23 protein-coding genes and 1 tRNA gene are annotated in these 22,039 nt (G+C 66.7%); 15 read left to right on the top strand and 9 right to left on the bottom strand.

The features are described 5' to 3' along the window. The first annotated feature begins 25 nt into the window (after positions 1 to 25). The 3 genes from VIF40_RS17700 to VIF40_RS17690 all read left to right on the top strand — a co-directional run bounded on the left by VIF40_RS17700 (position 26) and on the right by VIF40_RS17690 (position 4,642). Positions 26 to 3,397 carry a hybrid sensor histidine kinase/response regulator gene (locus VIF40_RS17700; RefSeq protein WP_331938833.1) on the top strand — a complete coding sequence of 1,124 codons (3,372 nt, stop codon included), beginning with the start codon at positions 26 to 28 and terminating at the stop codon, positions 3,395 to 3,397. Continuing rightward, entirely contained in the window at positions 3,387 to 4,304 is a 918-nt protein-coding gene (locus VIF40_RS17695; protein WP_331938832.1) for a DNA-binding response regulator, read from the top strand. Before VIF40_RS17700 ends, VIF40_RS17695 begins: the two co-directional genes overlap by 11 nt. 110 nt (positions 4,305 to 4,414) lie before the next feature. Further along, positions 4,415 to 4,642 carry a SlyX family protein gene (locus VIF40_RS17690; RefSeq protein WP_331938831.1) on the top strand — a complete coding sequence of 76 codons (228 nt, stop codon included), beginning with the start codon at positions 4,415 to 4,417 and terminating at the stop codon, positions 4,640 to 4,642. 49 nt (positions 4,643 to 4,691) lie between these two features. Here VIF40_RS17690 and VIF40_RS17685 read toward each other — a convergent pair. Continuing rightward, a tRNA-Leu gene (locus tag VIF40_RS17685) sits at positions 4,692 to 4,776 on the bottom strand. 161 nt (positions 4,777 to 4,937) lie between these two features. On the opposite strand from VIF40_RS17685, the gene VIF40_RS17680 reads away from it, so the two are divergent. From VIF40_RS17680 to VIF40_RS17670, 3 genes are all read left to right on the top strand, one after another. Next, entirely contained in the window at positions 4,938 to 5,519 is a 582-nt protein-coding gene (locus VIF40_RS17680; protein WP_331938830.1) for a YqaA family protein, read from the top strand. Beyond that, a complete protein-coding gene (locus VIF40_RS17675) occupies positions 5,516 to 6,022 on the top strand; it encodes a disulfide bond formation protein B (protein WP_331938829.1) in 507 nt (168 codons plus the stop codon). The genes VIF40_RS17680 and VIF40_RS17675 overlap by 4 nt, the downstream gene beginning before the upstream one ends. A gap of 123 nt (positions 6,023 to 6,145) precedes the next feature. After that, on the top strand, positions 6,146 to 6,397 hold the full coding sequence (locus VIF40_RS17670) for a hypothetical protein (protein WP_331938828.1): 252 nt from the start codon (positions 6,146 to 6,148) through the stop codon (positions 6,395 to 6,397). 45 nt (positions 6,398 to 6,442) lie between these two features. On the opposite strand, the gene rlmN is transcribed toward VIF40_RS17670, so the two are convergent. Further along, complete coding sequence (rlmN, locus tag VIF40_RS17665) at positions 6,443 to 7,609, bottom strand: 23S rRNA (adenine(2503)-C(2))-methyltransferase RlmN (protein WP_331938827.1); 1,167 nt, start codon at positions 7,607 to 7,609, stop codon at positions 6,443 to 6,445. 71 nt (positions 7,610 to 7,680) lie between these two features. Between rlmN and VIF40_RS17660 the strand changes: the two genes are divergently transcribed. Beyond that, entirely contained in the window at positions 7,681 to 9,009 is a 1,329-nt protein-coding gene (locus VIF40_RS17660) for a glycosyltransferase (protein ID WP_331938826.1), read from the top strand. 2 nt (positions 9,010 to 9,011) lie between these two features. Continuing rightward, positions 9,012 to 9,383 (top strand): protease inhibitor I42 family protein, encoded by a 372-nt coding sequence (locus VIF40_RS17655; RefSeq protein WP_331938825.1) that lies wholly within the window; start codon positions 9,012 to 9,014, stop codon positions 9,381 to 9,383. A 21-nt stretch (positions 9,384 to 9,404) separates the two neighbouring features. On the opposite strand, the gene VIF40_RS17650 is transcribed toward VIF40_RS17655, so the two are convergent. After that, positions 9,405 to 10,280, bottom strand: coding sequence for a methyltransferase domain-containing protein (locus VIF40_RS17650; RefSeq protein WP_331938824.1), 876 nt, complete (start codon positions 10,278 to 10,280; stop codon positions 9,405 to 9,407). Between the two features lie 224 nt (positions 10,281 to 10,504). On the opposite strand from VIF40_RS17650, the gene VIF40_RS17645 reads away from it, so the two are divergent. From VIF40_RS17645 to VIF40_RS17630, 4 genes are all read left to right on the top strand, one after another. Continuing rightward, complete coding sequence (locus VIF40_RS17645) at positions 10,505 to 11,041, top strand: L,D-transpeptidase (protein ID WP_331938823.1); 537 nt, start codon at positions 10,505 to 10,507, stop codon at positions 11,039 to 11,041. A gap of 367 nt (positions 11,042 to 11,408) precedes the next feature. Further along, positions 11,409 to 11,912 carry a YbjN domain-containing protein gene (locus tag VIF40_RS17640; protein ID WP_331938822.1) on the top strand — a complete coding sequence of 168 codons (504 nt, stop codon included), beginning with the start codon at positions 11,409 to 11,411 and terminating at the stop codon, positions 11,910 to 11,912. A 5-nt stretch (positions 11,913 to 11,917) separates the two neighbouring features. Further along, entirely contained in the window at positions 11,918 to 12,742 is an 825-nt protein-coding gene (proC, locus tag VIF40_RS17635) for a pyrroline-5-carboxylate reductase (protein WP_331938958.1), read from the top strand. An 84-nt stretch (positions 12,743 to 12,826) separates the two neighbouring features. Continuing rightward, positions 12,827 to 13,636: a TetR/AcrR family transcriptional regulator gene (locus tag VIF40_RS17630; protein ID WP_331938821.1), complete on the top strand. Its 810-nt coding sequence runs from the start codon at positions 12,827 to 12,829 to the stop codon at positions 13,634 to 13,636. Between the two features lie 23 nt (positions 13,637 to 13,659). On the opposite strand, the gene VIF40_RS17625 is transcribed toward VIF40_RS17630, so the two are convergent. From VIF40_RS17625 to VIF40_RS17615, 3 genes are all read right to left on the bottom strand, one after another. Next, on the bottom strand, positions 13,660 to 16,158 hold the full coding sequence (locus VIF40_RS17625) for an esterase-like activity of phytase family protein (RefSeq protein ID WP_331938820.1): 2,499 nt from the start codon (positions 16,156 to 16,158) through the stop codon (positions 13,660 to 13,662). 137 nt (positions 16,159 to 16,295) lie between these two features. Continuing rightward, positions 16,296 to 16,610, bottom strand: a complete 315-nt coding sequence (locus VIF40_RS17620) for a hypothetical protein (protein ID WP_331938819.1) — start codon at positions 16,608 to 16,610, stop codon at positions 16,296 to 16,298. Between the two features lie 112 nt (positions 16,611 to 16,722). Continuing rightward, complete coding sequence (locus tag VIF40_RS17615) at positions 16,723 to 16,914, bottom strand: hypothetical protein (RefSeq protein WP_331938818.1); 192 nt, start codon at positions 16,912 to 16,914, stop codon at positions 16,723 to 16,725. 154 nt (positions 16,915 to 17,068) lie between these two features. Here VIF40_RS17615 and VIF40_RS17610 point away from each other — a divergent pair, with 154 nt between their 5' ends. Then, the gene (locus VIF40_RS17610) at positions 17,069 to 17,776 is read left to right on the top strand and encodes a phospholipase (protein ID WP_331938817.1); all 708 of its coding nucleotides are present in this window, start codon (positions 17,069 to 17,071) and stop codon (positions 17,774 to 17,776) included. Positions 17,777 to 17,848: 72 nt separating this feature from the next. Further along, positions 17,849 to 18,061: a hypothetical protein gene (locus tag VIF40_RS17605; protein ID WP_331938816.1), complete on the top strand. Its 213-nt coding sequence runs from the start codon at positions 17,849 to 17,851 to the stop codon at positions 18,059 to 18,061. Between the two features lie 3 nt (positions 18,062 to 18,064). Here the strand turns inward: VIF40_RS17605 and VIF40_RS17600 are convergent, their stop codons facing one another. From VIF40_RS17600 to VIF40_RS17590, 3 genes are read right to left on the bottom strand one after another with little or no spacing between them, the layout of a single operon-like run. Beyond that, a complete protein-coding gene (locus VIF40_RS17600; protein ID WP_331938815.1) occupies positions 18,065 to 19,432 on the bottom strand; it encodes an ATP-binding protein in 1,368 nt (455 codons plus the stop codon). After that, positions 19,429 to 20,208: a response regulator gene (locus tag VIF40_RS17595; RefSeq protein ID WP_331938814.1), complete on the bottom strand. Its 780-nt coding sequence runs from the start codon at positions 20,206 to 20,208 to the stop codon at positions 19,429 to 19,431. Before VIF40_RS17595 ends, VIF40_RS17600 begins: the two co-directional genes overlap by 4 nt. Then, complete coding sequence (locus VIF40_RS17590; RefSeq protein WP_331938813.1) at positions 20,205 to 20,774, bottom strand: MarR family winged helix-turn-helix transcriptional regulator; 570 nt, start codon at positions 20,772 to 20,774, stop codon at positions 20,205 to 20,207. The genes VIF40_RS17595 and VIF40_RS17590 overlap by 4 nt, the downstream gene beginning before the upstream one ends. A gap of 252 nt (positions 20,775 to 21,026) precedes the next feature. Between VIF40_RS17590 and VIF40_RS17585 the strand changes: the two genes are divergently transcribed. Beyond that, complete coding sequence (locus tag VIF40_RS17585; protein ID WP_331938812.1) at positions 21,027 to 21,914, top strand: branched-chain amino acid aminotransferase; 888 nt, start codon at positions 21,027 to 21,029, stop codon at positions 21,912 to 21,914. The last annotated feature ends 125 nt before the right edge of the window (positions 21,915 to 22,039 follow it).

The raw sequence follows: 22,039 nt of genomic DNA, 5'->3' as shown, positions 1-22,039 counted from the left end.
GCGCGGGCGCAAACACAAAGAGAGCATGCGCGAGCAGCAGCGAATTTTCCCCGTCCGTCGGACCTACAACCAGTTCGTCGCCGATCAGACGCTGGAGGATTATTCGCTGCGCTACACGGCGGAGGCGGCGCGCCGCTTCACGCCGTGGCGCGTCGCCAACACGGCGCTCGGAGCGATCTCCTTTCTCGCCTGCGAGGCGCTGGGCGGCGGCGTGACGCTGATGTTCGGCTTCACCAACGCAATGGCGGCGATCCTCGCCGTCGGCGCGCTGATCTTTCTCGCCAGCCTGCCGATCGGCCATTACGCGGCCAAATATGGCGTCGACATGGATCTGCTGACGCGCGGCGCCGGCTTCGGCTATATCGGCTCCACCGTCACCTCGCTGATCTACGCCTGCTTCACGTTCATCCTGTTCGCGATCGAAGCGACCATCATGGCCGATGCGCTGGAAATGTGCCTCGGTCTGCCGCTCGGCCTCGCTTACGCGGTCTCGTCGCTCGCAATTCTGCCCATAGCGGCGCTCGGCATCCGCTTCATCAGCCGCTATCAGCTGTGGACGCAGCCGCTCTGGCTGGTGCTGCAGACGGCGCCGCTCGTCTATCTGATCTCGGTCGGCGCGCCCGCCGTCTCCGGCTGGATGGCCTTTCCCGGCGCCGCCGGCGCGCTGGACGGGGCATTCGATCTGAAGCTGTTCGGCCTCTCCGCCTCGATCCTGCTGTCGCTCCTCCCGCAGATCGGCGAGCAGGTCGATTATCTGCGCTTTCTGCCGACCAAGGCGCATATCGGTCAGCGGAGCTGGCGCTGCGCTGTCTTCGCCGCCGGGCCGGGCTGGATATTGATCGGCGTCGCCAAGCTCGCCGCGGGCTCCTTCCTCGCCTATCAGGCGCTGTCGCTCGGCGTGTCGGCGGAGCGCGCGGCGCAGCCGAGCGAGATCTATTATCTCGCCTTCTCGAGCCTGGTTCATTCGCCCGGCCTCGCTCTGGCGCTCACCGGAATTTTCATTGTCGTCTGCCAGACCAAGATCAATGTCACCAACGCCTACGCCGGCTCCATCGCCTGGTCGAATTTCTTCTCGCGCATCACGCACAATCATCCGGGCCGCGTCGTCTGGCTGGTGTTCAACGTAACCTTGGCGTTGCTGCTGATGGAGTTCGGCGTCAGCCATGTCATCGACAGCATTCTGATCTTCTACTCCAATTTCGCCGTGGCCTGGATCGGCGCGCTGACCGCCGATCTCGTCGTCGACAAGCCGCTCGGCCTCAGCCCGCCGCAGATCGAGTTTCGCCGGGCCTATCTCTACGACGTCAATCCGGTCGGCTGCGGCGCGATGCTCGGCTCGCTCATCGTCTCGACGGCGGCGCTCTATGGGCTTCTCGGCGAGACCTTGCAGCCGCTCTCGGCGATCGTCGGCTTTATTGTCGCCTTCTCGCTCGCGCCGCTCATCGCCTACGCCACCGGCGGCCGCTATTACATCGCGCGCCCGCCCGCCGCTTTCCGCGAGTCCTTGCGTTGCATGATCTGCGAGAATGTGTTCGAGCCGCGCGACATGGCGTCCTGCCCGGCCTATCGCGGGCCGATCTGCTCGCTCTGCTGCACGCTGGACATGCGCTGCAAGGACGCCTGCAAGCCGGAGGCGCGGCTTTCGGCGCAGGCGCGCGCGCTGTTTTCCGCCCTGCTGCCGAAATTCTCCTTGCCCTTCTTCTCGACGCGCGCCGGGCGCTTCATGGTGGTGCTGGCGCTGCTCGCGGTGACGAGCGGCGCGATCCTCGGCGCGATCTATTTCCAATACGCCGCCGCCGTCGCGCCGGCCGCGCGGCCGATCATTCGCACGACGCTGGAGATCGTCTTCGTCGGCCTGCTGCTGGTCATGGGCGTCGCCGCCTGGACGCTGGTGCTCGCCCAGGAGAGCCGCCGCGTCGCCGAGGAGGAGACGCGCCGCCAGACCGAGATTTTGCGCGAGGAGATCGCCGCCCATGAGCGCACCGACGCCGAGCTGCAGCGCGCCAAAGAGGCGGCGGAGGCCGCCAGTATCGCCAAGACGCGCTTCATAGCGGGGCTCAATCACGAGATACGCACGCCGCTCAACGCCATCAACGGCTATGCGCAATTGCTGGAGCGCGACGCCGCCGAGCGTCCGCAGGATGCGGTGCGCGTCATTCGCCGCAGCACCGAGCACATCACCAATCTCATCGACGGCCTGCTCGACGTCGCCAAGATCGAGACCGGCTCGCTCGATGTCGCGCGCGATATTTTCCGCATCGACGAGACGCTGGACCAGCTCGTCGACATGTTCCGCCTGCAGGCGGCGGCCAAGGGCGTCGCCTTCCGCTACGAGCGCAGCGCGGCGCTGCCGCGCTATGTGCGCACCGACAAGAAGCGCCTGCGCCAGATCCTCATCAATCTGGTCTCCAATGCGGTGAAATTCACCGAGCGCGGCCACGCCGGGCTGAAGGTGTCGTTTCGCAACGACATCGCCGAATTCGCCGTCGAGGACACCGGCATCGGCATAATTCCCGAGGATATGGAGCGTATTTTCGCGCCCTTCGAGCGCGGCCGCATGGCGGCGGTCTCCGCCATTCCCGGCACCGGGCTCGGCCTCACCATCACCAAGCTGCTGACGCAGATCATCGGCGGCGAGATGCGCGTCGAGAGCGAGGTCGGGCGCGGCAGCCGCTTCGTCGTGCGGCTCTATCTCACCGCCGCGACCTCGCCGGAGGAGGGGGCGAAGGCGCCGCAGATTCGCGGCTATGCGGGCCCGCGGCGGACGATTCTCGTCGCCGACGACACGGCGACGCATCTCGATGTGATGCGCCAATCGCTCGGCGGGCTCGGCTTCGATGTGCTGACCGCGGCCAATGGCGCCGATTGCGTCGCGCTCGCCCTGGAGCGCAATCCCGATCTCGTGATGCTCGACATCGCCATGCCCGGCATGGACGGCTGGGAGGCGGCGCGCCGGCTGCGCGACGCGCTCGGGCCCGAGGCGCCGATCATGATGGTCTCCGCCAACGCCCATGAGCTGATGGAGCGTCGCGGGCTGGATTCGCCGCATGATGATTTTCTGGTGAAGCCGATCGAATTCGCGGAAATGCTCGATCGCATCGGCAATCTTCTGGGGCTCGACTGGTTCTATGTGGCGGCGCGCGCGAGCGTTCGCGAGGAGCCCTTCGCGCCGGCCGCGCTCGCTCTGCCGCGCGCCAGCGTCGAGCGGCTGCTGCGGCTCTGTCGCGTCGGCCACAGCCGCGGCATAGAGATCGCTCTGCGCGAGATCGAGGCCGCATCGCCGGAGCGTTCCGGCGCTATCGCGCAATTGCGGGCGATGGCGCAGAATTTCGAATTCGAGGAGCTCGCGCAGACGCTCGAGGCCGCTTTGACGCTCGAGGTCGATCATGTCGGCTGACCTGCGCCAGCGTGACACGGCGCTGGTCGTCGACGACAATCGCGACGAGCTGAGCCTGCTCGTCGAGGCGATGGAGCGCGCCGATTTCACCGCTCTCGCGGCGACGACGGGGGAGGCGGCGCTCGCTCTGCTCGAGCGCGTGACGCCCAATGTCGTCGTGCTGGACGCGGTGATGTCCGGCCTCGACGGTTTCGCGACCTGCCGACGCATAAAGCAGAATCCGCGCTTCGCCCATTTGCCGGTGATCTTCCTCACCGGGCTCAAGGACACCAGCCATGTGCTCATGGGGCTCGAGGCCGGCGGCGTCGATTATGTGGTGAAGCCGGTCATCATCGAGGAGCTGGTCGCGCGCATCCGCATTCACGTCTCCAACGCCAAGGCGGCCTTCGGCGCGCGCGTGGCGCTGGACGCGACGGGGCGGCATCTTCTGGCGATCGACCGCGGCGGCCGGCTGCTCTGGTGCACGCCGCAGGCGGCCGATCTTCTGGCGATGCGTTTCGGCCCTTTCGAGATTTTGCGCTCGCAGCCGCCCGAGTCGTTTTCGGCGCTGCTGCGCGAGGCGGCCGAGCGCCGCGACCATGACGCGCCGGCGGCCGCGGGGCCGGTCTCCGTCTCCTTTCTCTGCGAGATCGGCGGCGAGGAGCTGTTGTTTCGCCTGTCCGAGCCGCAGAGCGTCAGCGACGAGGCGTTTCTGGCGCAGAAATTCGCGCTGACGCTGCGCGAGGCGGAGGTGCTGAGCTGGCTCGCGCGCGGCAAGTCGAATCACGACATCGCCGAGATTCTCTGCATCTCGCCGCGCACGGTGCATAAGCATCTGGAGCGCATTTTCGTGAAGCTCGGCGTCGACAGCCGCTCCTCCGCGACCTCCGTGGCGTTGCAGACGCTGAAGGCGCTGGCGGCGGATTGAGGGGGCGACGAAAGCTCTATCCGGGCCGATGGCTATGAGGAGGCCTTGTTTCTCCGTGCGCTATCGACGATTGGATGCGTGGATCGGCGGAGCCTCCCGAGGGTGGCGCAATGGAGTTCCTGATGAGCGATGAGTTTTCGGATGAGGCGTCTCGTCTCGTCGCCCTGGAGACGGCGGTTGCGCATCAGGACAGGATGGTCGCCGAGCTGAACGACGTCATCGCATTGCAGTGGCGAAGGATCGACACGCTGGATCGGCAGATCGCCCGTTTGCGCGAAGAGTTCCAGAAGCTGGGAGACCAGCGCGATTCGCAGGAACCCCCTCCGCCACATTATTGACGCCGGGCATTCTGCCTATCTATTTGAAATAGCAGCAATATTTTTTAATTGGTGCCCCTGGCCGGAGTCGAACCAGCACTCCTTGCGGAACTCGATTTTGAGTCGAGCGCGTCTACCAATTCCACCACAGGGGCGCGGGCCGGACGGGGCCGGCGCGCGGCGCGGATATTAGCCGGGGCGAAGCCCCCGTCAAGGTGAACTCCGGCCGTTTCACAGCCTTCCTCCGCCGCCAGCCTCGCCTCTGGCCCGCCGAGATGATAAGCGAGGGCGCTGCATCCTCGGAACCGGTTGGAAAATGATCAAAAAGCTCTACGACTGGACCATGTCGCTCGCCGCCAGCCGGCACGCGCCATTCGCGCTCGGCGCCATCGCCTTCGCCGAAAGCTCTTTCTTCCCCATTCCGCCGGATGTGATTCTCCTGCCCATGTCGCTGGCCGAGCCCAAGCGCTCCTGGCTCTACGCCGGGATCTGCACCGTCGCCTCGGTCGCCGGCGGAGCGCTCGGCTACGCCATAGGCGCGCTCTTCTACGACACCGTCGGGCTGTGGCTCATCGATCTCTATGGCTACGCCGCCAAAATGGAGGCGCTGCGGGCCTTCTACGCCCATTGGGGCGCGCTCTTCATTCTGGTGAAGGGGCTCACCCCCATTCCCTTCAAGCTCGTCACCATCGTCTCCGGGCTGATGGATTATAATTTCGGCCTGTTTCTGGCGCTCTCGCTCATCACCCGTGGGGCGCGCTTCTTCATCCTCGCGGCGGCGATCAATCATTTCGGCGATTTTCTCCGCGACAAGCTCGAGGCGCATTTCGGCCTGTTCATCGGCGTGATGGCGGCGATCGTCGTCGTCGGCTTCGTCGTGGCGGCGAAATTCCTGTGATCGCGGCGCTCGTCTCCACGCGGCTCCGCACGGCGCTGGTCATTCTCGGCGTCGCCGTCGCCACCATAGGCGGCGCCTGGATCATCGAGGCGATGGGCTTCGCGCCCTGCGAATTATGCCTGAAGCAGCGCATTCCCTATTACGCCGGCATTCCGCTCGCCGCCTTCGCGGCCATCGCTCTGCAACGGGGAGGGGAAGGCGCCGCGCGCATCGCGCTGGCGCTGCTCGGCCTCCTCTTCGCGGCCGGGACGGCGCTCGCTTTCTATCATTCCGGTGTCGAGCTGAAGCTCTTTCCCGGCCCCTCCGAATGCTCGGGCGCGATGCGAAAGGCGGGCTCCTTCGGCGATTTCCGCTCCTCGCTCGACAAAATGAAGGTGGTGAGCTGCGATCGGCCGGCGCTGCGCATATTCGCGCTCACGCTCAGCAATTGGAACATTCTGATTTCGGCCGGTCTCGCCGGTCTCGCCTTGCGCGCCTGGCGCGGACCACGCGCCGGCGCGTGATCGGCGCGGACCGCGCGCCGAAATTCGTCGGACGCTCTTGTCGAAGTGTCGGCTCGCGCCATCCTCTGCCCGATAGAGACGTGATGATTCCTCTCGGGGCGCGACGACAATTCGGAGAGTTCGATGAAAAGCTTCCAGCAATACGACATGCAGACGCAGGGCGTTCAGACCGGTCCCGACGGCGCGCCGAACACGCGGGCGCTCGCCCGTCATCTCATCATATTGGAGAATCGCTTCAACGAGCTGGCGACCGACGTCAATCTGATGCAGGACAGGCTGACGAAGATCCTCGCCGCGTTGGACAAGCTCGCCGACAAGGGCGCCCCCGCGGACAAGACCGCGCGCGAGGCGACGCTGCGCCGGCTGCTCGGCTGACGGGCGGTTCATCGGCGCGAAACGAAGCGAGCCTTCAGGCTCGCGTCATTCCACCGCGAGCCGCGCCCGCGCGCGCAGCTTCTCGGTCTCGCTCTTCAGCTGCCCACAGGCCGCGAGAATGTCGCGGCCGCGCGGCGTGCGTACTGGGCTCGCATAGCCGGCGTTGAACACGATGTCGGAGAAACGCTCGATCGTCTCCCAATCGGAGCATTCATAGGGCGCGCCCGGCCATGGGTTGAAGGGGATCAGATTGATCTTGGCCGGTATGCCTTTGAGCAGCCGCACCAGCTCGCGCGCTTCCGCCGGGCTGTCGTTGACGCCCTTCAGCATCACATATTCGAAAGTGATGCGCCGCGCATTGGAGGCGCCGGGATAATCGCGGCAGGCGTCGAGCAGCGCGCGAATCGGATATTTCTTGTTGATCGGCACCAGCTCGTCGCGCAGCGCGTCGCGCACGGCGTGCAGCGAGATCGCGAGCATGGGCCCGCATTCGGCGCCGAGCTTCTCGATCTGCGGCACGACGCCGGAGGTCGAGACAGTGATGCGCCGCTTGGACAGCGACAGCCCGTCGCCGTCGGAGATGATCTCGATGGCGTTCTCCACCGGCTCGAGATTATAGAGCGGCTCGCCCATGCCCATGAAGACGATATTCGACACTGCGCGCACATCGGGCCCGGAGGGCACCAGCCCGTCGGTCGGCGGCTCGAGGCCGGGAAAATCGCCGAGCCGCATGCGCGCGACGAGAAGCTGCGCGACGATCTCGCGCGTCGTCAGATTGCGCACGAGCTTTTGCGTGCCCGTATGGCAGAAGCTGCAATTGAGCGTGCAGCCCACCTGGCTCGAGACGCACAGAGTGCCGCGGTCGCTCTCGGGAATATAGACGCATTCGACCTCCGCGCCCTTGTCCTGCGCGTCGACCGGATCGAGCCGCAGCAGCCATTTGCGCGTGCCGTCGGTGGAGACCTGCTCGGCCGCGATCTCCGGCAGCGCGAGCGTGAAATGCTCGGCGAGCGTTCCGCGCAGGATTTTGGAGATGTTGAGCATCTCGGAAAAGTCGCGAGCGCCGCGGAAATAGATCCAATGCCAGAGCTGGGAGACCCGCATTTTGATGTCGCGTTCCGGCGTGTCTATGGCGCGCAGCGCGTCGGCGAGCTCGGCGCGGGTGGCGCCGGCGAGCGACGGCCTCGGGGCGGAAGCGGAAGCGGCGGTCATCAAGTCCTCTTTGTCAGCGAGGAAATCAGTATAACATGCGCGCCGCTCGACTCCATGGGGTGGAGAGGGGGATGAAGACGGATATGGGAGACGGGCGGAAAATCGTCATCGCGACCTTCGGCTCGCTCGGCGATCTCAATCCTTATGTGGCGCTCGCTCACGCGCTGAAGCGCATCGGCTTTCTCCCGGTCCTCGCCACCAGCGCCTTCTATCGCGACTGGATCGAGAGCGAGGGCCTCGGCTTCGCCGCCGTGCGGCCGGACATCGACGCGCTCGCCGAGCGGCTCGGCTTGGACATGGGCGGCCTCGCCGATCGCGTCGCGCGCGAGGACGGCTTCATGTTCCGCGAGCTGATCTTCCCTTATCTGCGCCAGAGCTTCGAGGATGTCGCGGCGGCGAGCGAGGGCGCGGCGGCGGTGGTCGCGCACAGCCTGTGCTTTTCCGCCAAGCTCGCGGCGGAGCGGCTCTCTCTGCCGTTGTTCGACGGCGTCGTCTCGCCGCTCTTCCTGCTGTCGGCCTATGATCCGCCGCTCGGCGCGCGCTCGCGCTTCGTGGCCGAGCCGCGCTCCGCCGTCGCGCTCGCCTATAATAAAGCGATGGCTTTCGCGCTGACGCATTTCCTGGCCTGGCAGGGGCGGCCGATCGCGCGGCTGCGGCGCGAGCTCGGCCTGCCGCTCCGCCGCGGGCGCGATCTTCTGACCGGCGGACCCACTGCCCAGGCGACGCTCGGCCTCTTGAGCCCGCTTCTGGCGCCGCCGCAGCCGGATCATCCGGCCGATCTCTTCATCGCCGGCCATACGTTCCACGACCGCTTCACCGACGCGGCCGAGGGCCTGCCGGATGCGCTCGCCGCCTTTCTCGCGGCCGGCGAGCCGCCGATCATCGTGACGCTCGGCAGCTTCGTCGTGCGCGGCCGCGCGGAATTCTATCGCGCCGCCGGCGAAGCGGCGCAGCGCCTCTCGCGGCGCGCCGTGCTGCTGGTCGCCGACGAGGAGCGCGAGGCGCTGGCCGCGGGCCTGCCGCCGCAGCTCTTCGTCGCCGGCCATGTCCGCCATTCGCTGATTTTCCCGCGCGCCGCGGCGATCGTGCATCACGGCGGCTCGGGAACCTGCGGTCAGGCGCTGCGCGCCGGCCGGCCGCAGCTCGTGGTCCCGGTCTTCGGCGATCAGGACGACAACGCCGCGCGGGTCGAGCGCCTCGGCGTCGGCCGGCTGCTGCCCTATGAGCGCTGTTCCGCCGAGAGTCTCGAGCGCGAGCTCGGCGCGCTTCTCGCCGATGAGCGCCATGCCGGCCGCGCCGGCGAGGCGGCCGCGCGCATCGGCGGCGAGGATGGCGCCGCGGCGGCCGCGGCGATAATCGCCGCACGCATCGGATGCGCGGCAATTGCGGTCGAGGCTTAAGGATGAAGACGCCGATTCTTGTCGCGATCGCGATGATTTTGCTCGAATTATCCGTTTCTCGGGCCGGCGAGGGGCCGCTCGCCCTGGCCAAGGGCGAGACGCGGACGATTCAATTCGTCGAGAATCCCTCGACCGGCTATGTCTGGCGCTTCGATCGCGAGGCGAGCAAAAATCCGGCGATCGCGCGGGTCGGCGAGGGCGGTTTCGCGCCTTCGGGCGGTCGGTCCGACCATCCGCTGGTCGGCGCGCCGGGCCGGCGCTCCTTTCGTATAGAGGGGGTCGCCGCAGGCAGAGCCCGCCTCGTCTTCGTCGTGGATCGCCCTTGGGAGAAGCGGGCCGTGCAGCTCCGGACGATCGAGGTTCTGGTGCGCTAGCGTTTTTGGCGCGGCGGCGCTCTAAGACGTCCCCTCGCGCGGCTTCAGCGCATCCGCCAGCCGCATTTGCGCCGAACCGGGCTCGAGCGGCTTCTGCTGGCTCTCATGGGGCGCCCAGCCGGAGAGCCAGACCAGCTCCATCGTCGCGCGCACGCGCCCGTCGGCGTCGGCGAAGCGCTCGCGATAAATCTCCGCCGCGCGCAGCAGAACGGCGCGCCGCAGCGGCTTGCGGGAGCGCTGCGTCAGCACATTGGCGGCGCCCATGGCCCGCAGCTCGGCGCAGAGCGCGAACAATGAATCATAGCGCAGCGTGAAGGAATCGACGTCGGTGACCGGCAGAGCGAAGCCGGCCCGCTGCAACAGCCCGCCGAGATCGCGCAGGTCGACGAAAGGCGACACGCGCGGGCTCGCGCCGCCGCAAATTTCATCCTCGGCCTGGGCGAATGCGGCGCGCAGCTCTATGAGGCTCGCCCCGCCCGGAAAACAAGCGAGAAACAGCCCGTCCGGGGCCAGCATGCGCCGCGCCTGGGCGAGCGCGCCGGGCAGATCGTCGACCCATTGCAGCGCAAAGCCGGAGACGATGAGATCGAAGGCCTCCGCCGCGAAGGGCAGCGCCTCCTCCTCCGCCACGAGATCGACGCCCGGCGCGAAGAAACGCCCGGCCCGCAGCGGCGGCGGACGCCCGCTCGCGACGACGGTCTCGGCGAAATGGCCCGAGGGCGTGCAGAGATCGAGCGCGCGCGGGAAGGGGCGTCTAATGCCCGCCAGCCGGTCGGCGAGATCGTCGGCGGCGCGCGCGATCAGAAAATCCGGCGCGCCGCGCGCCGCCGCCCGCGCCATCCGGCGGCGCAGCAGGGCGCGGTCGAAAATCGCCGGCGCGGATGAGCTTTTCTCCATGCCTCGTCATGCCCCGAACGCTCGCGGCGCGCAACCGGCGCCGCGAGCGGCGGAATTAAGGCGACGGTTTCCCCAGCTTCTGTCGCGCTTTAGCGAGACAGGTAAGCAAATCTTAGTGTTAAACCGTAACCGCAACCATGGGATGGCTGGCGCGAAATATGGCCGAAGCTAGAATGCGCGACATGTTCGAATGCGACACCGGCCATTCGGAGAAGGTGTGAGCCATGAGTATTTCGTTTCGTCAGCGTATTTCGAGTGTCACGGCCGCGGCGGCGCTCGCCTGCAGCCTCGCCGTTCTGCCGGGGGCGGCGAATGCGGCGCATAATGTCGTCTCCTACAGCGCCCCGGTGCAGGCGGGCACGGTCGTGATCAGCGCCCGCCAGCGCAGCCTGTTCCTCGTCAACGGCGACGGCACGGCCATCCGCTATCCGGTCGCCGTGCCCAAATCCGGCAAGGAATGGTCCGGCTACGCCCATATCGACGGAAAATATGTGAATCCGGACTGGGTTCCTCCGGCGATCGTCAAGCACGACCACCCCGAGCTGCCCAATTTCATCCATGGCGGCTCGCCGCATAATCCGATGGGCGTTCGCGCGCTCACGCTCGATCGCAATCAGGTGGCGATTCACGGCACCACCAGCAAAATGCGTGCTTCGGTCGGCACGGCGGCCTCCTATGGCTGCATCCGCATGCTCAACGAGGATGTCGTCGACCTCTATGAGCGCGTCGGCGTCGGCACGCCGGTCGTCATGACCCCTTAAGGACGGAGCAGAAACGCGTTTCGCCGCCGCGCAGCTTCGCGCAAGCCGCGCGGCGGAGACTTGTCCCATGGTTTTTCGTCGCGCGAATGCTTCAGCTTGTGGACGTCGTCTCGCGGCCTGTAGACCGGCAGAAACGAATCCACCACTGTGCCGACAAGTCCTCGAACGCACATGAGGTTCGTGTCCACGAAGAGTCGAGTCGGCGGCATTTCAATTGTTTCGAGTCATAGTGAACGAGCATGACGATTCGTTTCGTCGGGCGGTTTCCGTAAGAGGGGAACGCAAGGCTCGCAGTCAGCGTATGCGTCTCTGAACAGAGAAGCGTCCGTCGCCCTTGTCTGGCCGACCCTCACATTAGGTTTCGCTCATGCTGATCGCATCTGACAAAGACTTCGACCGTCTCCTGCATCCCGTCGACATCGTGGAGCAATTGGCGGCCACCAACGATTGGAGCTTCGATCGTGACGCCGAAGACGAGATCTCCATTTCCGTCGCCGGCGGCTGGACCGACTACCATGTCGCCTTCACCTGGCTGGCGGAGCTCGAGACTCTCCATGTGAGCTGCGCCTTCGATCTGCGCGTGCCGGAGCGTCGCCGCACCGAGGCGCAGGCGCTGATCCGCACGATCAACGAGCAGCTCTGGGTCGGGCATTTCGATCTGTGGCCGACCGAGGGCGTCGTCATGCATCGCCAGGGTCTGCTGCTGACCGGCGGCGCTCAGCCCTCCGGCCCGCAATGCGCGGCTCTGCTGGACCATGCGCTCGAGACCTGCGAGCGCTATTATCAGGCTTTCCAATTCGTCCTCTGGGCCGGCAAGGGCGCCAAGGAGGCGCTCGAGACCGCGACCTTCGAGACCAAGGGAGAAGCGTGATCCAAATGGCCGCCGCGGCCGGACTGCCCGGCTCGATCACTCTGGTCGGGGCCGGGAAAATGGGCTTCGCCCTGCTCGAGGGCTGGGTGGCGCAGGGGCTTTCGGGCGAGGGCGTGACGATCGTCGAGCCGCAACCCTCGCCGGCGCTCGTCGCGCTCGCGCAAGAGCGCGGCTTTCGCCTCAATCCGGAAGATCGCGCCGCCGCTCGAGCGCTCATTCTCGCGGTCAAGCCGCAGGCGCTGGACCAGGTCGCGCCGGCGATCGCGGGCGAGGCCGGCGCCGACACGCTCGTCGTCTCCATTCTCGCGGGCAAGCGCATCGCCGATCTCTCGGCGCGGCTGCCGCAGGCGCGGTTTTTCGTGCGCGCCATGCCCAATACGCCGGCCGCCATCGGTCGCGGAATCACCGGCGCCTACGCCGCGCCCGCCGTCGATCCCGAGGGGCGCGCGGTCGCCGAGGCGCTTCTCGCGGCGGTGGGCGAGGTGGTCTGGGTCGAGAGCGAGGCGCTCGTCGACTCGGTGACGGCGGTGTCCGGCTCGGGGCCGGCCTATGTTTTCTATTTCGTCGAATGCCTGACCAAGGCAGGAGTCGAGGCCGGCCTGCCCGAGGAGACCGCGGCGCGGCTCGCCCGCGCGACCGTCGCCGGCGCCGGCGAATTGCTGCGCCAGAGCGCCGATGCGACGCCCGCGACGCTCCGTCGGAATGTGACCTCGCCCGGCGGCACCACCGCTGCGGCGCTCGAGGTTCTGATGGCGAAGGACGGGCTGGAGCCGCTGTTGGAGCGCGCCGTGGCGGCGGCCCGGCGCCGGGCCGGGGAATTGTCTGGATGAAGCGCCGAAACGCCTTCCGATCCGGCCAAAACGCCCTAAATTAGCGTGGAAGCGGCTGGCTTCGAGCGATCTGAGGAGGCGGCGATGGCGACGAGCGGCAAAACCAGTGAGACGGGCAATGGGAGCGGCTCGATCCGCGACCGGATCGTCGAATCCTTGATGCGGCTGGCGGCGCGCCGCGCCTTCGAGGACATAGCCATTTCCGACATCGCCCATGACGCCGATGTCTCACTCGCGGATTTCCGCGACAATTTTCCGTCGAAGGGCGCGGTGCTCGCGGCCTTCTCGCGCAAGATCGATCGGCAGGTGCTGGAGGATTTCTCCGGCCGCTACGCCTCCGAGCCCGCCAAGGAGCGGCTCTACGAGGTGCTGCTGCGCCGTCTCGAGGCGCTGGAGCCCTATCGCAATGCGCTGGAATCGGTGTCGCAATGGGCCTCGACCGATCCGCTGGCGGCCGCCGCGCTCAATCGCGAGACGGTCAATTCCATGCGTTTCATGCTGGAGGCCGCCGACATCGACAGCGAAGGCGCGCTCGGCGCCTTGAAGCTTCAGGGTCTCGCCATCGCCTGGTGGCGCGTGCTCGGCGTATGGTTCGACGATCGCGACGCCGAGCTCTGCCGCACCAAGGCGGCGCTCGACCGCGAGCTCTCGCGCAGCGAGGCGGTGATCGAGCGCATAGAGGATTTGAACCGCTTGACCTCGCCGCTGCGCGGTCTGGCGCGGGCGGTTTTCCGCGGCGTGACCGGCCATCGTCGCCACGGCCGCCATCATGCGCGCGACCGCGACGAGGATCTCGAGGAGGATTACGAGGAGGCCCGTCGGCGTCATCATCACGCCGAGGAGCATCATCACGCCGGGGATCATCGCCGTCATCAGGACGACGCCACCGCCTGACGGCGGCGTCGCCTTCTCTCTGGTCAAAAGCCGATGCGCAAGGCCGTCGTCACCGAATGGGCGACAGCGCCGTCGCGGGTCGCGACATCGGCGTCATAGCCGATGCGCCAGCCGATGCTCGGCGTCAGGTCGCCCTGCGCGCCGACGCCGACCGTGACCGAATTGCGGTCATAGGTCGGAATGAGGATCGGCTGCGTCGCCATGGCGCTCAGCACGCCGGCGAGGCTGACGTTCACGCGCTTCGGATCACGGTCGAGCGTCTGATTATAGGCGACCCGCAGCCAAGGGCTGACGCCGAGGACAGAGGCCGAGACCTCGCCGCCAAAGCGCAGCGTCGTCGCGTGAGCGGCGTGCTCCGGATAGACGACATTGCCGCCGGCCGCGCCGCTTTCCGTATAGCCGCGGATCGTCGCGGTCGTCTGCGTCACGCCGAAGAAGGGCGTGAATTGGAACGCATCGAGCTTCAGCCGCAGGCCGGTCTCGCCGCCGACAGCATAGGAGTCGACGCTGGTGCGGCCGACGCCGGTGAGCCCATAGGCGCCGAGGCGGCGAATGTCGGAGAAGCCGACGTCCGGCGAGAAGGTCGCCGTTCCGTGGAGATAGAAGAGATCGCCGAAATAGCCGGCGTAGAGGCTCGGCGAGACGGTCGGCGAAATGTCGAAATAGCCGAGCGCGCCGCCGCCATATTGGCCGGCGCGCACCGTCGCCGCGACGCCCGCGCGAATCTCCTTCCAGCCGTAATCGACGCCGAAGGAGCCGCCATAGAGCGTGCGGTCGCCGTCGAGTCCGGGCTGCGTCGCGGTCGGGCCGAAATCGACGTTGCCGCCGAGCCAGGTGGAGAGGCCCTGCGCCGCGAAGACGCCGCTCTGCGCGCGACGAATCGAATGCAGCTGCGCGACGACCGACGCCGCGGCGCTGGAGGCGAGGCCGAGCGCGCCGGCGTCGATGCGGCCGAGCACCTGCGGCGCGGTATCGCGCATGGATTTCAGGAACAGCGGATCGACCGCGGTCGGCAGGGTGAGTTGATAGACGAGGACCATATTGTCGTTGTTCTGGCCCGAATTATAGCTCTGGCCCTGCATCACGCCATTGGTCGTGGTGAAATCATTGTCGTTGGAGACGAAGAGATAGAAGTCGTTCGGTCGGCCCTCCACCAGCGTCGGGACGAGCGCCATGCCCTCCCATTTTTCCGACAGAGTGAGCTGCGACTGCGCCGACTGGCCGGGCGCGCCATTGTTGAGATTGAGGCCGAAGCGGGCGAGCTGAGTCGAATTGAGCATGTTCACGAGCTCGACCGACTGCGCCGGCGTGATCGCCGGATTCAGCACGCCATTGGGCGCGACCTGGCCGCCGGCTGTCGTATCGGCGGCCGTGCCGGCGATATTGGTCGCCTGGCCGATGTCGACGAGATAGATGGATTTGACCATGATCGGATTGCCGCCCGCCGGGCCCTGGCCGGTTCCGTCGCGCGCCAGCACCAGGAACTGCTTGTCGTTGAGCGCCACCATCTCGCTCTGCGCCGCGGTGCGGTTGGCGGCGCCGCCATCGCCGTTCAGCCTGTAGGTCGGCAGCTGCAGCACATAGGTCTCGATCGGCGCGGCCGGCGTCGGATTGAGCGCGATGTCGTAGACGAGGATGCGCGTGTTGTTGCGCGTCTGCTGCTGGGCGTCGATCAGATCCTGCATCGGCGCGCTCTGCAGGATCGCGAAGAGCCGATTGCCGTCCGGGCTCACCGAGACGGCCTCGAGCCCCTGATTGTTGCGGCGTCCCGTGGCCGGCGCTGTCACCGAGTTGAAATTGATCGCGCTACTGCTGCGCGGCAGCAATGAGGAGGGAATGCCGACCGAGCCGACCAGATTGCCGTTGGCGTCGAAATAGAAGATCGACGGGCCATATTCGTCGCTGATGTAGAAGGAGCGGTCGGTCTTGAAGGCGAGGCCCTCGGCGTCGAGCGAGATCTTGCCGGCGCCGGTCGCGCCCGTCGCCGGGCTCGGCGCGAGGCGGCCGAACAGAGTGGTCGTCGCGGAGCCGGGATCGGCGCCGGTGAAGGTCTTGCCCTGATTGTCGCGCAGCGCCAGGCCGCCGTTCGGCGCGATCTGCACCTGATTTTGCGAGCTGGTGGAGGCGGGGAGATTGGCGCCCGAATAGGGCGAGAAGGCGATGTTGAACTTCAGAAGCCGTCCCGCATAGTCGTAGAAGACGCCATTGGCGGGATCGTTGAGGCCGCGATCGGGAAGGGCGAACATGGTCGCGACGAAAGTCGAGCCGCTGCGCCGCCAGGAATAGGGATCGATGGCGAGGCTCGAGAAGGAGCCGAGCGTGTCGCCGAGGAAGTCGATCGTCGTCGCGGGCAGCCGGCCGGTTCCGACGAGGCCCTGGTTGGTGAAGGTCAGTCCGCCGAGGCTGATGGAGGCGGCGCCGTCATTGGCGGCGACATTCGGCGTTCGATAGGTCTGCGCCATCGCGGCGCCGTGAAGGGCCAGCGCCGAGATGGACGCGAGCAACCAATGACGAAAGGGCATTTCACACTCCGGCTCATAAGCTTGGCCGGAGGTCTATGGTCGCCCCTTAACGGTTTGGTGACGGTTTGGACATGATTGTTAACGGAACAGAAATATTATAGCGTCGTGGCCTTCGCATCACGAAGGCCACGAAGCGATCACAGCGACACGTAGACGAATTTCAGGCCCTTGAGCGTCGGATAGTTTTCGCGCAGCGCCTTGGCGACCTTGCCCACGAGCTCCTTGTCGCCCGCGGCCGAAGGGCCAACGAAGTCCGTTCCCTGCATCCAAGTCTCGAGGAAGCAGTGGAGCTGGTTGTCATAGGCGTCGTCGGTCGGATGGGCCGTCTTGTCGACGAGCGACGCGACGCCGTCCGCATTGACCTCGAGTCGCCAGTCGCGGTCGTCGACGACCGAACCGATGAGCTTCGCTATATCGGCGTCGGTCCATTCGACCTTCAAATCAACCGCCATGATTATCGCTCCTTGCTGCGCGCGGGGGCTCCGTCGCGGAATAAAAGGGACGAAGGGCCGGGAACGCCTGTCGGAGATCCGACAGGCGCGCATCACGGCCCTTACCTCTCGCTCACTTCTTCGTGAGCTTGGCCACCGCCATGTCGATCGCGGTCGTCGCCTCGCCGACGGTTAGCCAGGTGTCCGCGCGATCCTCGCTCTTGAACGTCTTGCCGAGGTTGTACGGCTCCTCACCGGGCACATGCAGGAAACAGGCCCATTTTCCGTCGGGCTGCTCCTCTACCGTCACTTTGTAGTCCGCCACGCGGTCCTCCTTTTGCTTGGTTGCCTAGGCTCTCACGGTGCGCCGGTCCGTCCCCGGCGCGACCTACGCGAAGCAGTTTGGGCGCCACGCCCTCGGCACGCTTATTGAACCCGTCCCACGGCCGGCGAGGCGCCGGCTCCCGACGGAGGAACCCATGACCGATATTGTGGAAGGGCCGGCGCTGGCCGCTCTCTCCTGCGGAAAGCCCGCTTTTCTCGTCGTGATGCTGCATGGGGAGGGCGCGGACGGCCAGTCGATGGTCGATCATGCGCTCAATTGGGCGCCGACGATGCCCAAGGCCGAATTCCTCGCGGCCGAGGCGCCCGCCGGAGCCGATGGCGTTCGGCGCTGGTTCGACGCCGACGACCCCGACGGGCTCGCCAAAGGGCTGGCGACGCTCGCTCTATTCCTCGATGCGGCCTTGGCCAAGCGCCGGCTGCCGGCCTCGCATCTGGCGCTGGTCGGCTTCTCGCAAGGCGCGACGTTGGCGCTGCTCGCCGGTCTCGCGAGGCCGGGTCCGGCGGCGGCGATCGTCGCTTTTTCGGGCGGCTCCTATGGCGCGTCGCCGCCTGTCGGCGCGGATGGCGCGCCGCCGGTCCTGCTGATCCACGGCGACGCCGACGAGGCCGCGCCGCTCGCGGCGGCGCGCGAGACCAAGGCGGGGCTCACGGCGCAGGGCGCGCGCGTCTGGGCGATGACGCGCAAAGGCCTCGCCCATGCGATGGACGATGACGGGGTGATCGCCGCCGGCGATTTCCTCACCGAGCATGTCGTGCACAAGAAGGGCGCGGCGGCGGAGGATCATCACGATCATGACCATGACGATCACGATCACGACGATCACGATCATGAAACGCACTGACGCTCGTCACGGCGACGTTCGGCACAGCTCTTGCGGGACGAGGGCAAGCTCATCACGAGAGGAGATTTGGATATGGCCCTGACCGCCGAGGACATAAAGGAAGGCAAGTGCTACGCGACGAGCGGGTCCGACCGATACAAGGTCGTCGCCGTCAATGCGCGCGGGATCGTCAGCTTCGTGACCTGGCAAGGCAACAACAAGCCTGGCCCCATGCGCGCTAATTGCCCCATGAAGGCCTTTCTCGACGGCGTGACGAAGGAAATTCCCTGTCCTGCCCAGGTTTGAGCGTCACACCGGCAAAGTGACGGTCGCGCGCAAGCCGCCGAGCGGCGAGCCCTCGAGCGTCACCTCGCCGCCATGCGAGCGCATGATGTCGCGGGCGATGGCGAGGCCGAGTCCGGAATGGCTCTCGTCCTGATTCCGCGATTCGTCGAGCCGGTAGAACGGCCGGAAGGCGTCCTCCCGACGCTCGGGCGGAATGCCGGGCCCGTCATCGTCTATGTGGATGGTGAGCGTCTTGCCGTCATTGAGGCCGGAGAGCGCGATGTTTTTCGCATAGCGTTGCGCGTTGCCGACGAGATTGGCGAGGCCGCGGCGGAAAGCGGCCGGCCGCACGGCCACCGGCCTGCGGCCCGCGAAGCTCGCCTTCGCGCCGAGCCCATGACGCTCGGAATCGCTCTTCAGCTCGTCGAGAAGGGCGGCGACGTCGGTGTCGGCGGTCGCCTCGCCGCCGTCGCCGCGCGCGAAAGCGAGATAGGCCTCGACCATGCGCTCCATCTCGTCGACGTCCTTCTTCAGCTCGGTCGTCTCCGTCGTCTCGCCGATCAGAGCGAGCGACAGCTTGAAGCGCGTGATGATGGTGCGCAGATCATGCGATACGCCGTTGAGCATGGTCGTGCGCTGCTCCATGGCGCGCTCGACGCGGCGCTTCATCTCCAGAAAGGCCGCGCCGGCCTGCCGCACCTCGCGCGCGCCGCGCGGGCTGAAGGCCACCTCGCGGCCCTTGCCGAACTCCTCCGCCGCGCGGGCGAGGCGCAGGATCGGGCGAATCTGATTGCGCAGGAAGGAGGTCGCTATGGCGATGATGACGAGCGAGGCGATCACCGTCCAGATGAAGAAGATTTCCGAGTTCGACGCATAGGCCTGGGTGCGATGGGCCAGCAGGCGCATCACCGAATCGTCGAGCGCGACTCTGATCTCGACGATGTTGGAGCGCCCGACCGTGTCGATCCAGAAGGGCCGTTGCAGGCGCAGCGACAACTCCCGCGACAGAGTGTGGTCGAGCAGCGAGAAGAAGGGCTTGGCGGCCGGCGGCGGCAGCGGCTCCTTGGGCAGGAAATGGACATCGATGCTCAAATCCTCGCCCGCGATGCGCTGGAGGATCTCGCGATGCTCGCCTTTCGGAAAGGCGTCGTAGAAATCGATCAGCGCCGCGACGTCGCGCGCCACCGCGGCGGAGAGGCGCGATGTCACCGCCTGCCAATGGCGCTCCATGAAGAAATAGGCCACCGCCGATTGCAGCAGCACGATCGGCAGGATGACGATCAGCAGCGAGCGCGCGTAGAGCCCCTTGGGCATGCGCGCATGCAGCCAGCCGGCGAAGCGCCGCCAGAGCTGGCGCGGGGCGTCGAGCGCGGCGGGGAGGGCAAGGGTCATTGCGCTTTTCCGTATCTCTCGTCCGGGCCGACGACGGCGTCCACCCACAGTCTGTATCCGCGGCCGCGGATCGTCTGCAAATGGCGCGGGCCGCCCGCGTCGCCCTCGATCTTGCGGCGCAGCCGCGCCACCTCGACGTCGACGCTACGCTCGCCGGCGGTTTCGACTTTGCCATCGACGAGGCGCTGCGCCAACCTTTGCCGTGACACGATCTCGCCCGCATTCATCGCCAGCACGCGTAGAATCTCCTCTTCGCGAGTCGTCAGATGGATGATTCGATCATGCTCGCGCAATCGGCCCTTTTCGAGATCAAAGCCGAAGGCGCCGAAACGCACGCTCGAGGCCGCCGGAGCGGGCCGCGCGGAGCGGCCGGCGCGGCGCAATATGCTGGCGATGCGCAGCGACAGCTCGCGCGGCTCGAAGGGCTTGGCGAGATAATCGTCGACGCCCGCCTCGAGCCCGGCCACGCGGTCGCGGGTCTCGCCGAGCGCCGTCAGCATGAGGATCGGCGAGGAGCGCAGCGGCTCCGCCTCGCTGCGCAATTTGCGCGCGAATTCGGGACCGCTCTCGCCCGGCATCATCACATCGAGGACGATGAGGTCGAAGGTCATGTCGGCGAGGCGGGCGCGGGCCTGGGCGGCGTCGGCGGCGGCGCTGACCAGATAGCCCTCGGCGGCGAGATAGCGCGACAGCAGCGTGCGTATACGCCTGTCGTCGTCGACGACGAGAATATGCGGGCCGGGCCCGGCCGCCGGCTGTGGCGCGTCGGCGCTCATGCGGCGTCGTCTTCGGCGAGCTGGCGGCGGCGGCGGCGCGGCGGCAGATGCGCGCGCACTTTCTCGCGATCCGAGACATTGACCATGGCGAGAAGAAAATCGGCCGTCGCCTCGCGCGCTTCCGGCGGCAGCTCGCCGAAGACGCGGCGGAAGCGCTCGGATTGCAGCGTCGCCAGCTCCTGGGCCAGACGCGCGCCCTTCGGCGTCGGGAACAGAAGCCGCTGACGGCGATCGCTCGCGCCGACGCGCGCCTCGACGAAGCCGGCGTCGAGCAATTGCTTGAGCACGCGGTTGAGGCTCTGCTTGGTGATCTTCAAAATATCGAGCAGGGCCGCGATGGCGAGGCCGGGACGGCGATAGACGAAATGCAGGACGCGATGATGGGCGCGGCCGAAGTCATAATTCTCGAGCAGAAGGTCGGCGTCGCCGACGAAATCGCGATAGGCGAAGAAGAACAGCTCGATGAGATCGAACATCGGCTCGCTCTCGCGATCGGGCGGCTCGCGTCCGACGAGCGCCTGCGTCGAGGCCGGCCGCAGCAGCTTGCGTTCGATGGATGTCTTCACGTCGGGAACCGCTATATCTCGGTGGAAGCGAAAGAGCCGTGAACCATGCCCGCGGTGCTTGCACGCAGCGCGATCGGGAGAAGGGCGATCCCTCTCGCCCTCGTTTCGAGGAAAAACCTCACTCGATGATCCTGAACTTATACGTCAGCTATATTGACATATTTCTGACCGATGGCTAGTGATTTGCGGAAGGCCGGCTCGAGACCGGCCGCCGGGACGGCCCCTTTCGCCTTGATCTCATCGGAGTGTCGGATGTCGGTTTTGCCCTTCGACCAGCGCGACGGCTACATCTGGTACAACGGCGCGCTCATACCGTGGCGGGACGCCAAGCTCCATGTCCTCTCGCATGGGCTGCATTACGGCTCCAGCGTGTTCGAGGGCGAGCGCGCCTATGGCGGCGTCATCTTCAAGGCGACGGAGCATTCCGAGCGCTTCCGGCGCTCCGCGCAGATCCTCGACTTCGAGATTCCCTATAGCGTCGCCGAGCTCGACGCGGCCAAGGCCGCGGTGGTGAAGGCCAATGGCTTCGACAGCTGCTATGTGCGGCCGGTGGCCTGGCGCGGCAGCGAGATGATGGCGGTCGCCGCCCAGAATTCGACGATCAATGTGGCGATCGCCGTCTGGGACTGGCCCAGCATGTTCGACGTCGCCACCAAGATGAAGGGCATTCGCCTCGACATCGCCGACTATCGCCGTCCCGATCCGCAGACCGCGCCGGCGCTCGCCAAGGCGGCCGGACTCTATATGATCTGCACCATCTCCAAGCATCGCGCCGAGCGGCGGGGCTACGCCGACGCTCTGATGCTCGACTGGCTGGGCCGGGTCGCCGAATGCACCGGCGCCAATGTGTTCTTCGTGAAGGATGGCGTGCTGCACACGCCGATCGCCGATTGTTTCCTGGACGGCATCACCCGCCGCACCGTCATCGACCTCGCCCGTCGGCGCGGGATAGAGGTGGTCGAGCGCCGCATCGTGCCGGATGATCTGCCCGGCTTCAGCGAATGCTTCATCTGCGGCACCGGCGCGGAGGTCACGCCGGTCGCCGAGGCCGGCCCCTATCGCTTCACGCCCGGCGCGATCTCGCGCACGCTGATCGAGGATTACACGCGCGAAGTGAATCCGAAGGCGGCCGCCGCCTGATATCCGACGAAGTCGCAGCGCGAGCCAGACGGCGACAGTCTGGACGATTTGCTTCGTGTCCTTCGTGTCTTCGTGGTAAAAAATTCCTCGAAGGCGCGAATGAGGCGAAGGGCCGAGGGGTTGGC

Source organism: Methylosinus sp. (assembly GCF_036560965.1).
In the GTDB taxonomy this organism is placed as follows: Bacteria; Pseudomonadota; Alphaproteobacteria; order Rhizobiales; family Beijerinckiaceae; genus Methylosinus.
Note: the sequence above shows the minus strand (reverse complement) of the source record. Positions and strands in the feature narration are given on the sequence as shown.

What these genes read in the sequence shown, in the direction of transcription:
- VIF40_RS17700 (WP_331938833.1), top strand. Translation starts at nt 26, where the DNA reads ATGCGCGAGCAGCAGCGAATTTTCCCCGTCCGTCGGACCTACAACCAG.
- VIF40_RS17695 (WP_331938832.1), top strand. Translation starts at nt 3,387, where the DNA reads ATGTCGGCTGACCTGCGCCAGCGTGACACGGCGCTGGTCGTCGACGAC.
- VIF40_RS17690 (WP_331938831.1), top strand. Translation starts at nt 4,415, where the DNA reads ATGGAGTTCCTGATGAGCGATGAGTTTTCGGATGAGGCGTCTCGTCTC.
- VIF40_RS17680 (WP_331938830.1), top strand. Translation starts at nt 4,938, where the DNA reads ATGATCAAAAAGCTCTACGACTGGACCATGTCGCTCGCCGCCAGCCGG.
- VIF40_RS17670 (WP_331938828.1), top strand. Translation starts at nt 6,146, where the DNA reads ATGAAAAGCTTCCAGCAATACGACATGCAGACGCAGGGCGTTCAGACC.
- rlmN (WP_331938827.1), bottom strand. Translation starts at nt 7,609, where the DNA reads ATGACCGCCGCTTCCGCTTCCGCCCCGAGGCCGTCGCTCGCCGGCGCC.
- VIF40_RS17660 (WP_331938826.1), top strand. Translation starts at nt 7,681, where the DNA reads ATGAAGACGGATATGGGAGACGGGCGGAAAATCGTCATCGCGACCTTC.
- VIF40_RS17655 (WP_331938825.1), top strand. Translation starts at nt 9,012, where the DNA reads ATGAAGACGCCGATTCTTGTCGCGATCGCGATGATTTTGCTCGAATTA.
- VIF40_RS17650 (WP_331938824.1), bottom strand. Translation starts at nt 10,280, where the DNA reads ATGGAGAAAAGCTCATCCGCGCCGGCGATTTTCGACCGCGCCCTGCTG.
- VIF40_RS17645 (WP_331938823.1), top strand. Translation starts at nt 10,505, where the DNA reads ATGAGTATTTCGTTTCGTCAGCGTATTTCGAGTGTCACGGCCGCGGCG.
- VIF40_RS17640 (WP_331938822.1), top strand. Translation starts at nt 11,409, where the DNA reads ATGCTGATCGCATCTGACAAAGACTTCGACCGTCTCCTGCATCCCGTC.
- proC (WP_331938958.1), top strand. Translation starts at nt 11,918, where the DNA reads ATGGCCGCCGCGGCCGGACTGCCCGGCTCGATCACTCTGGTCGGGGCC.
- VIF40_RS17630 (WP_331938821.1), top strand. Translation starts at nt 12,827, where the DNA reads ATGGCGACGAGCGGCAAAACCAGTGAGACGGGCAATGGGAGCGGCTCG.
- VIF40_RS17625 (WP_331938820.1), bottom strand. Translation starts at nt 16,158, where the DNA reads ATGCCCTTTCGTCATTGGTTGCTCGCGTCCATCTCGGCGCTGGCCCTT.
- VIF40_RS17620 (WP_331938819.1), bottom strand. Translation starts at nt 16,610, where the DNA reads ATGGCGGTTGATTTGAAGGTCGAATGGACCGACGCCGATATAGCGAAG.
- VIF40_RS17610 (WP_331938817.1), top strand. Translation starts at nt 17,069, where the DNA reads ATGACCGATATTGTGGAAGGGCCGGCGCTGGCCGCTCTCTCCTGCGGA.
- VIF40_RS17605 (WP_331938816.1), top strand. Translation starts at nt 17,849, where the DNA reads ATGGCCCTGACCGCCGAGGACATAAAGGAAGGCAAGTGCTACGCGACG.
- VIF40_RS17600 (WP_331938815.1), bottom strand. Translation starts at nt 19,432, where the DNA reads ATGACCCTTGCCCTCCCCGCCGCGCTCGACGCCCCGCGCCAGCTCTGG.
- VIF40_RS17595 (WP_331938814.1), bottom strand. Translation starts at nt 20,208, where the DNA reads ATGAGCGCCGACGCGCCACAGCCGGCGGCCGGGCCCGGCCCGCATATT.
- VIF40_RS17585 (WP_331938812.1), top strand. Translation starts at nt 21,027, where the DNA reads ATGTCGGTTTTGCCCTTCGACCAGCGCGACGGCTACATCTGGTACAAC.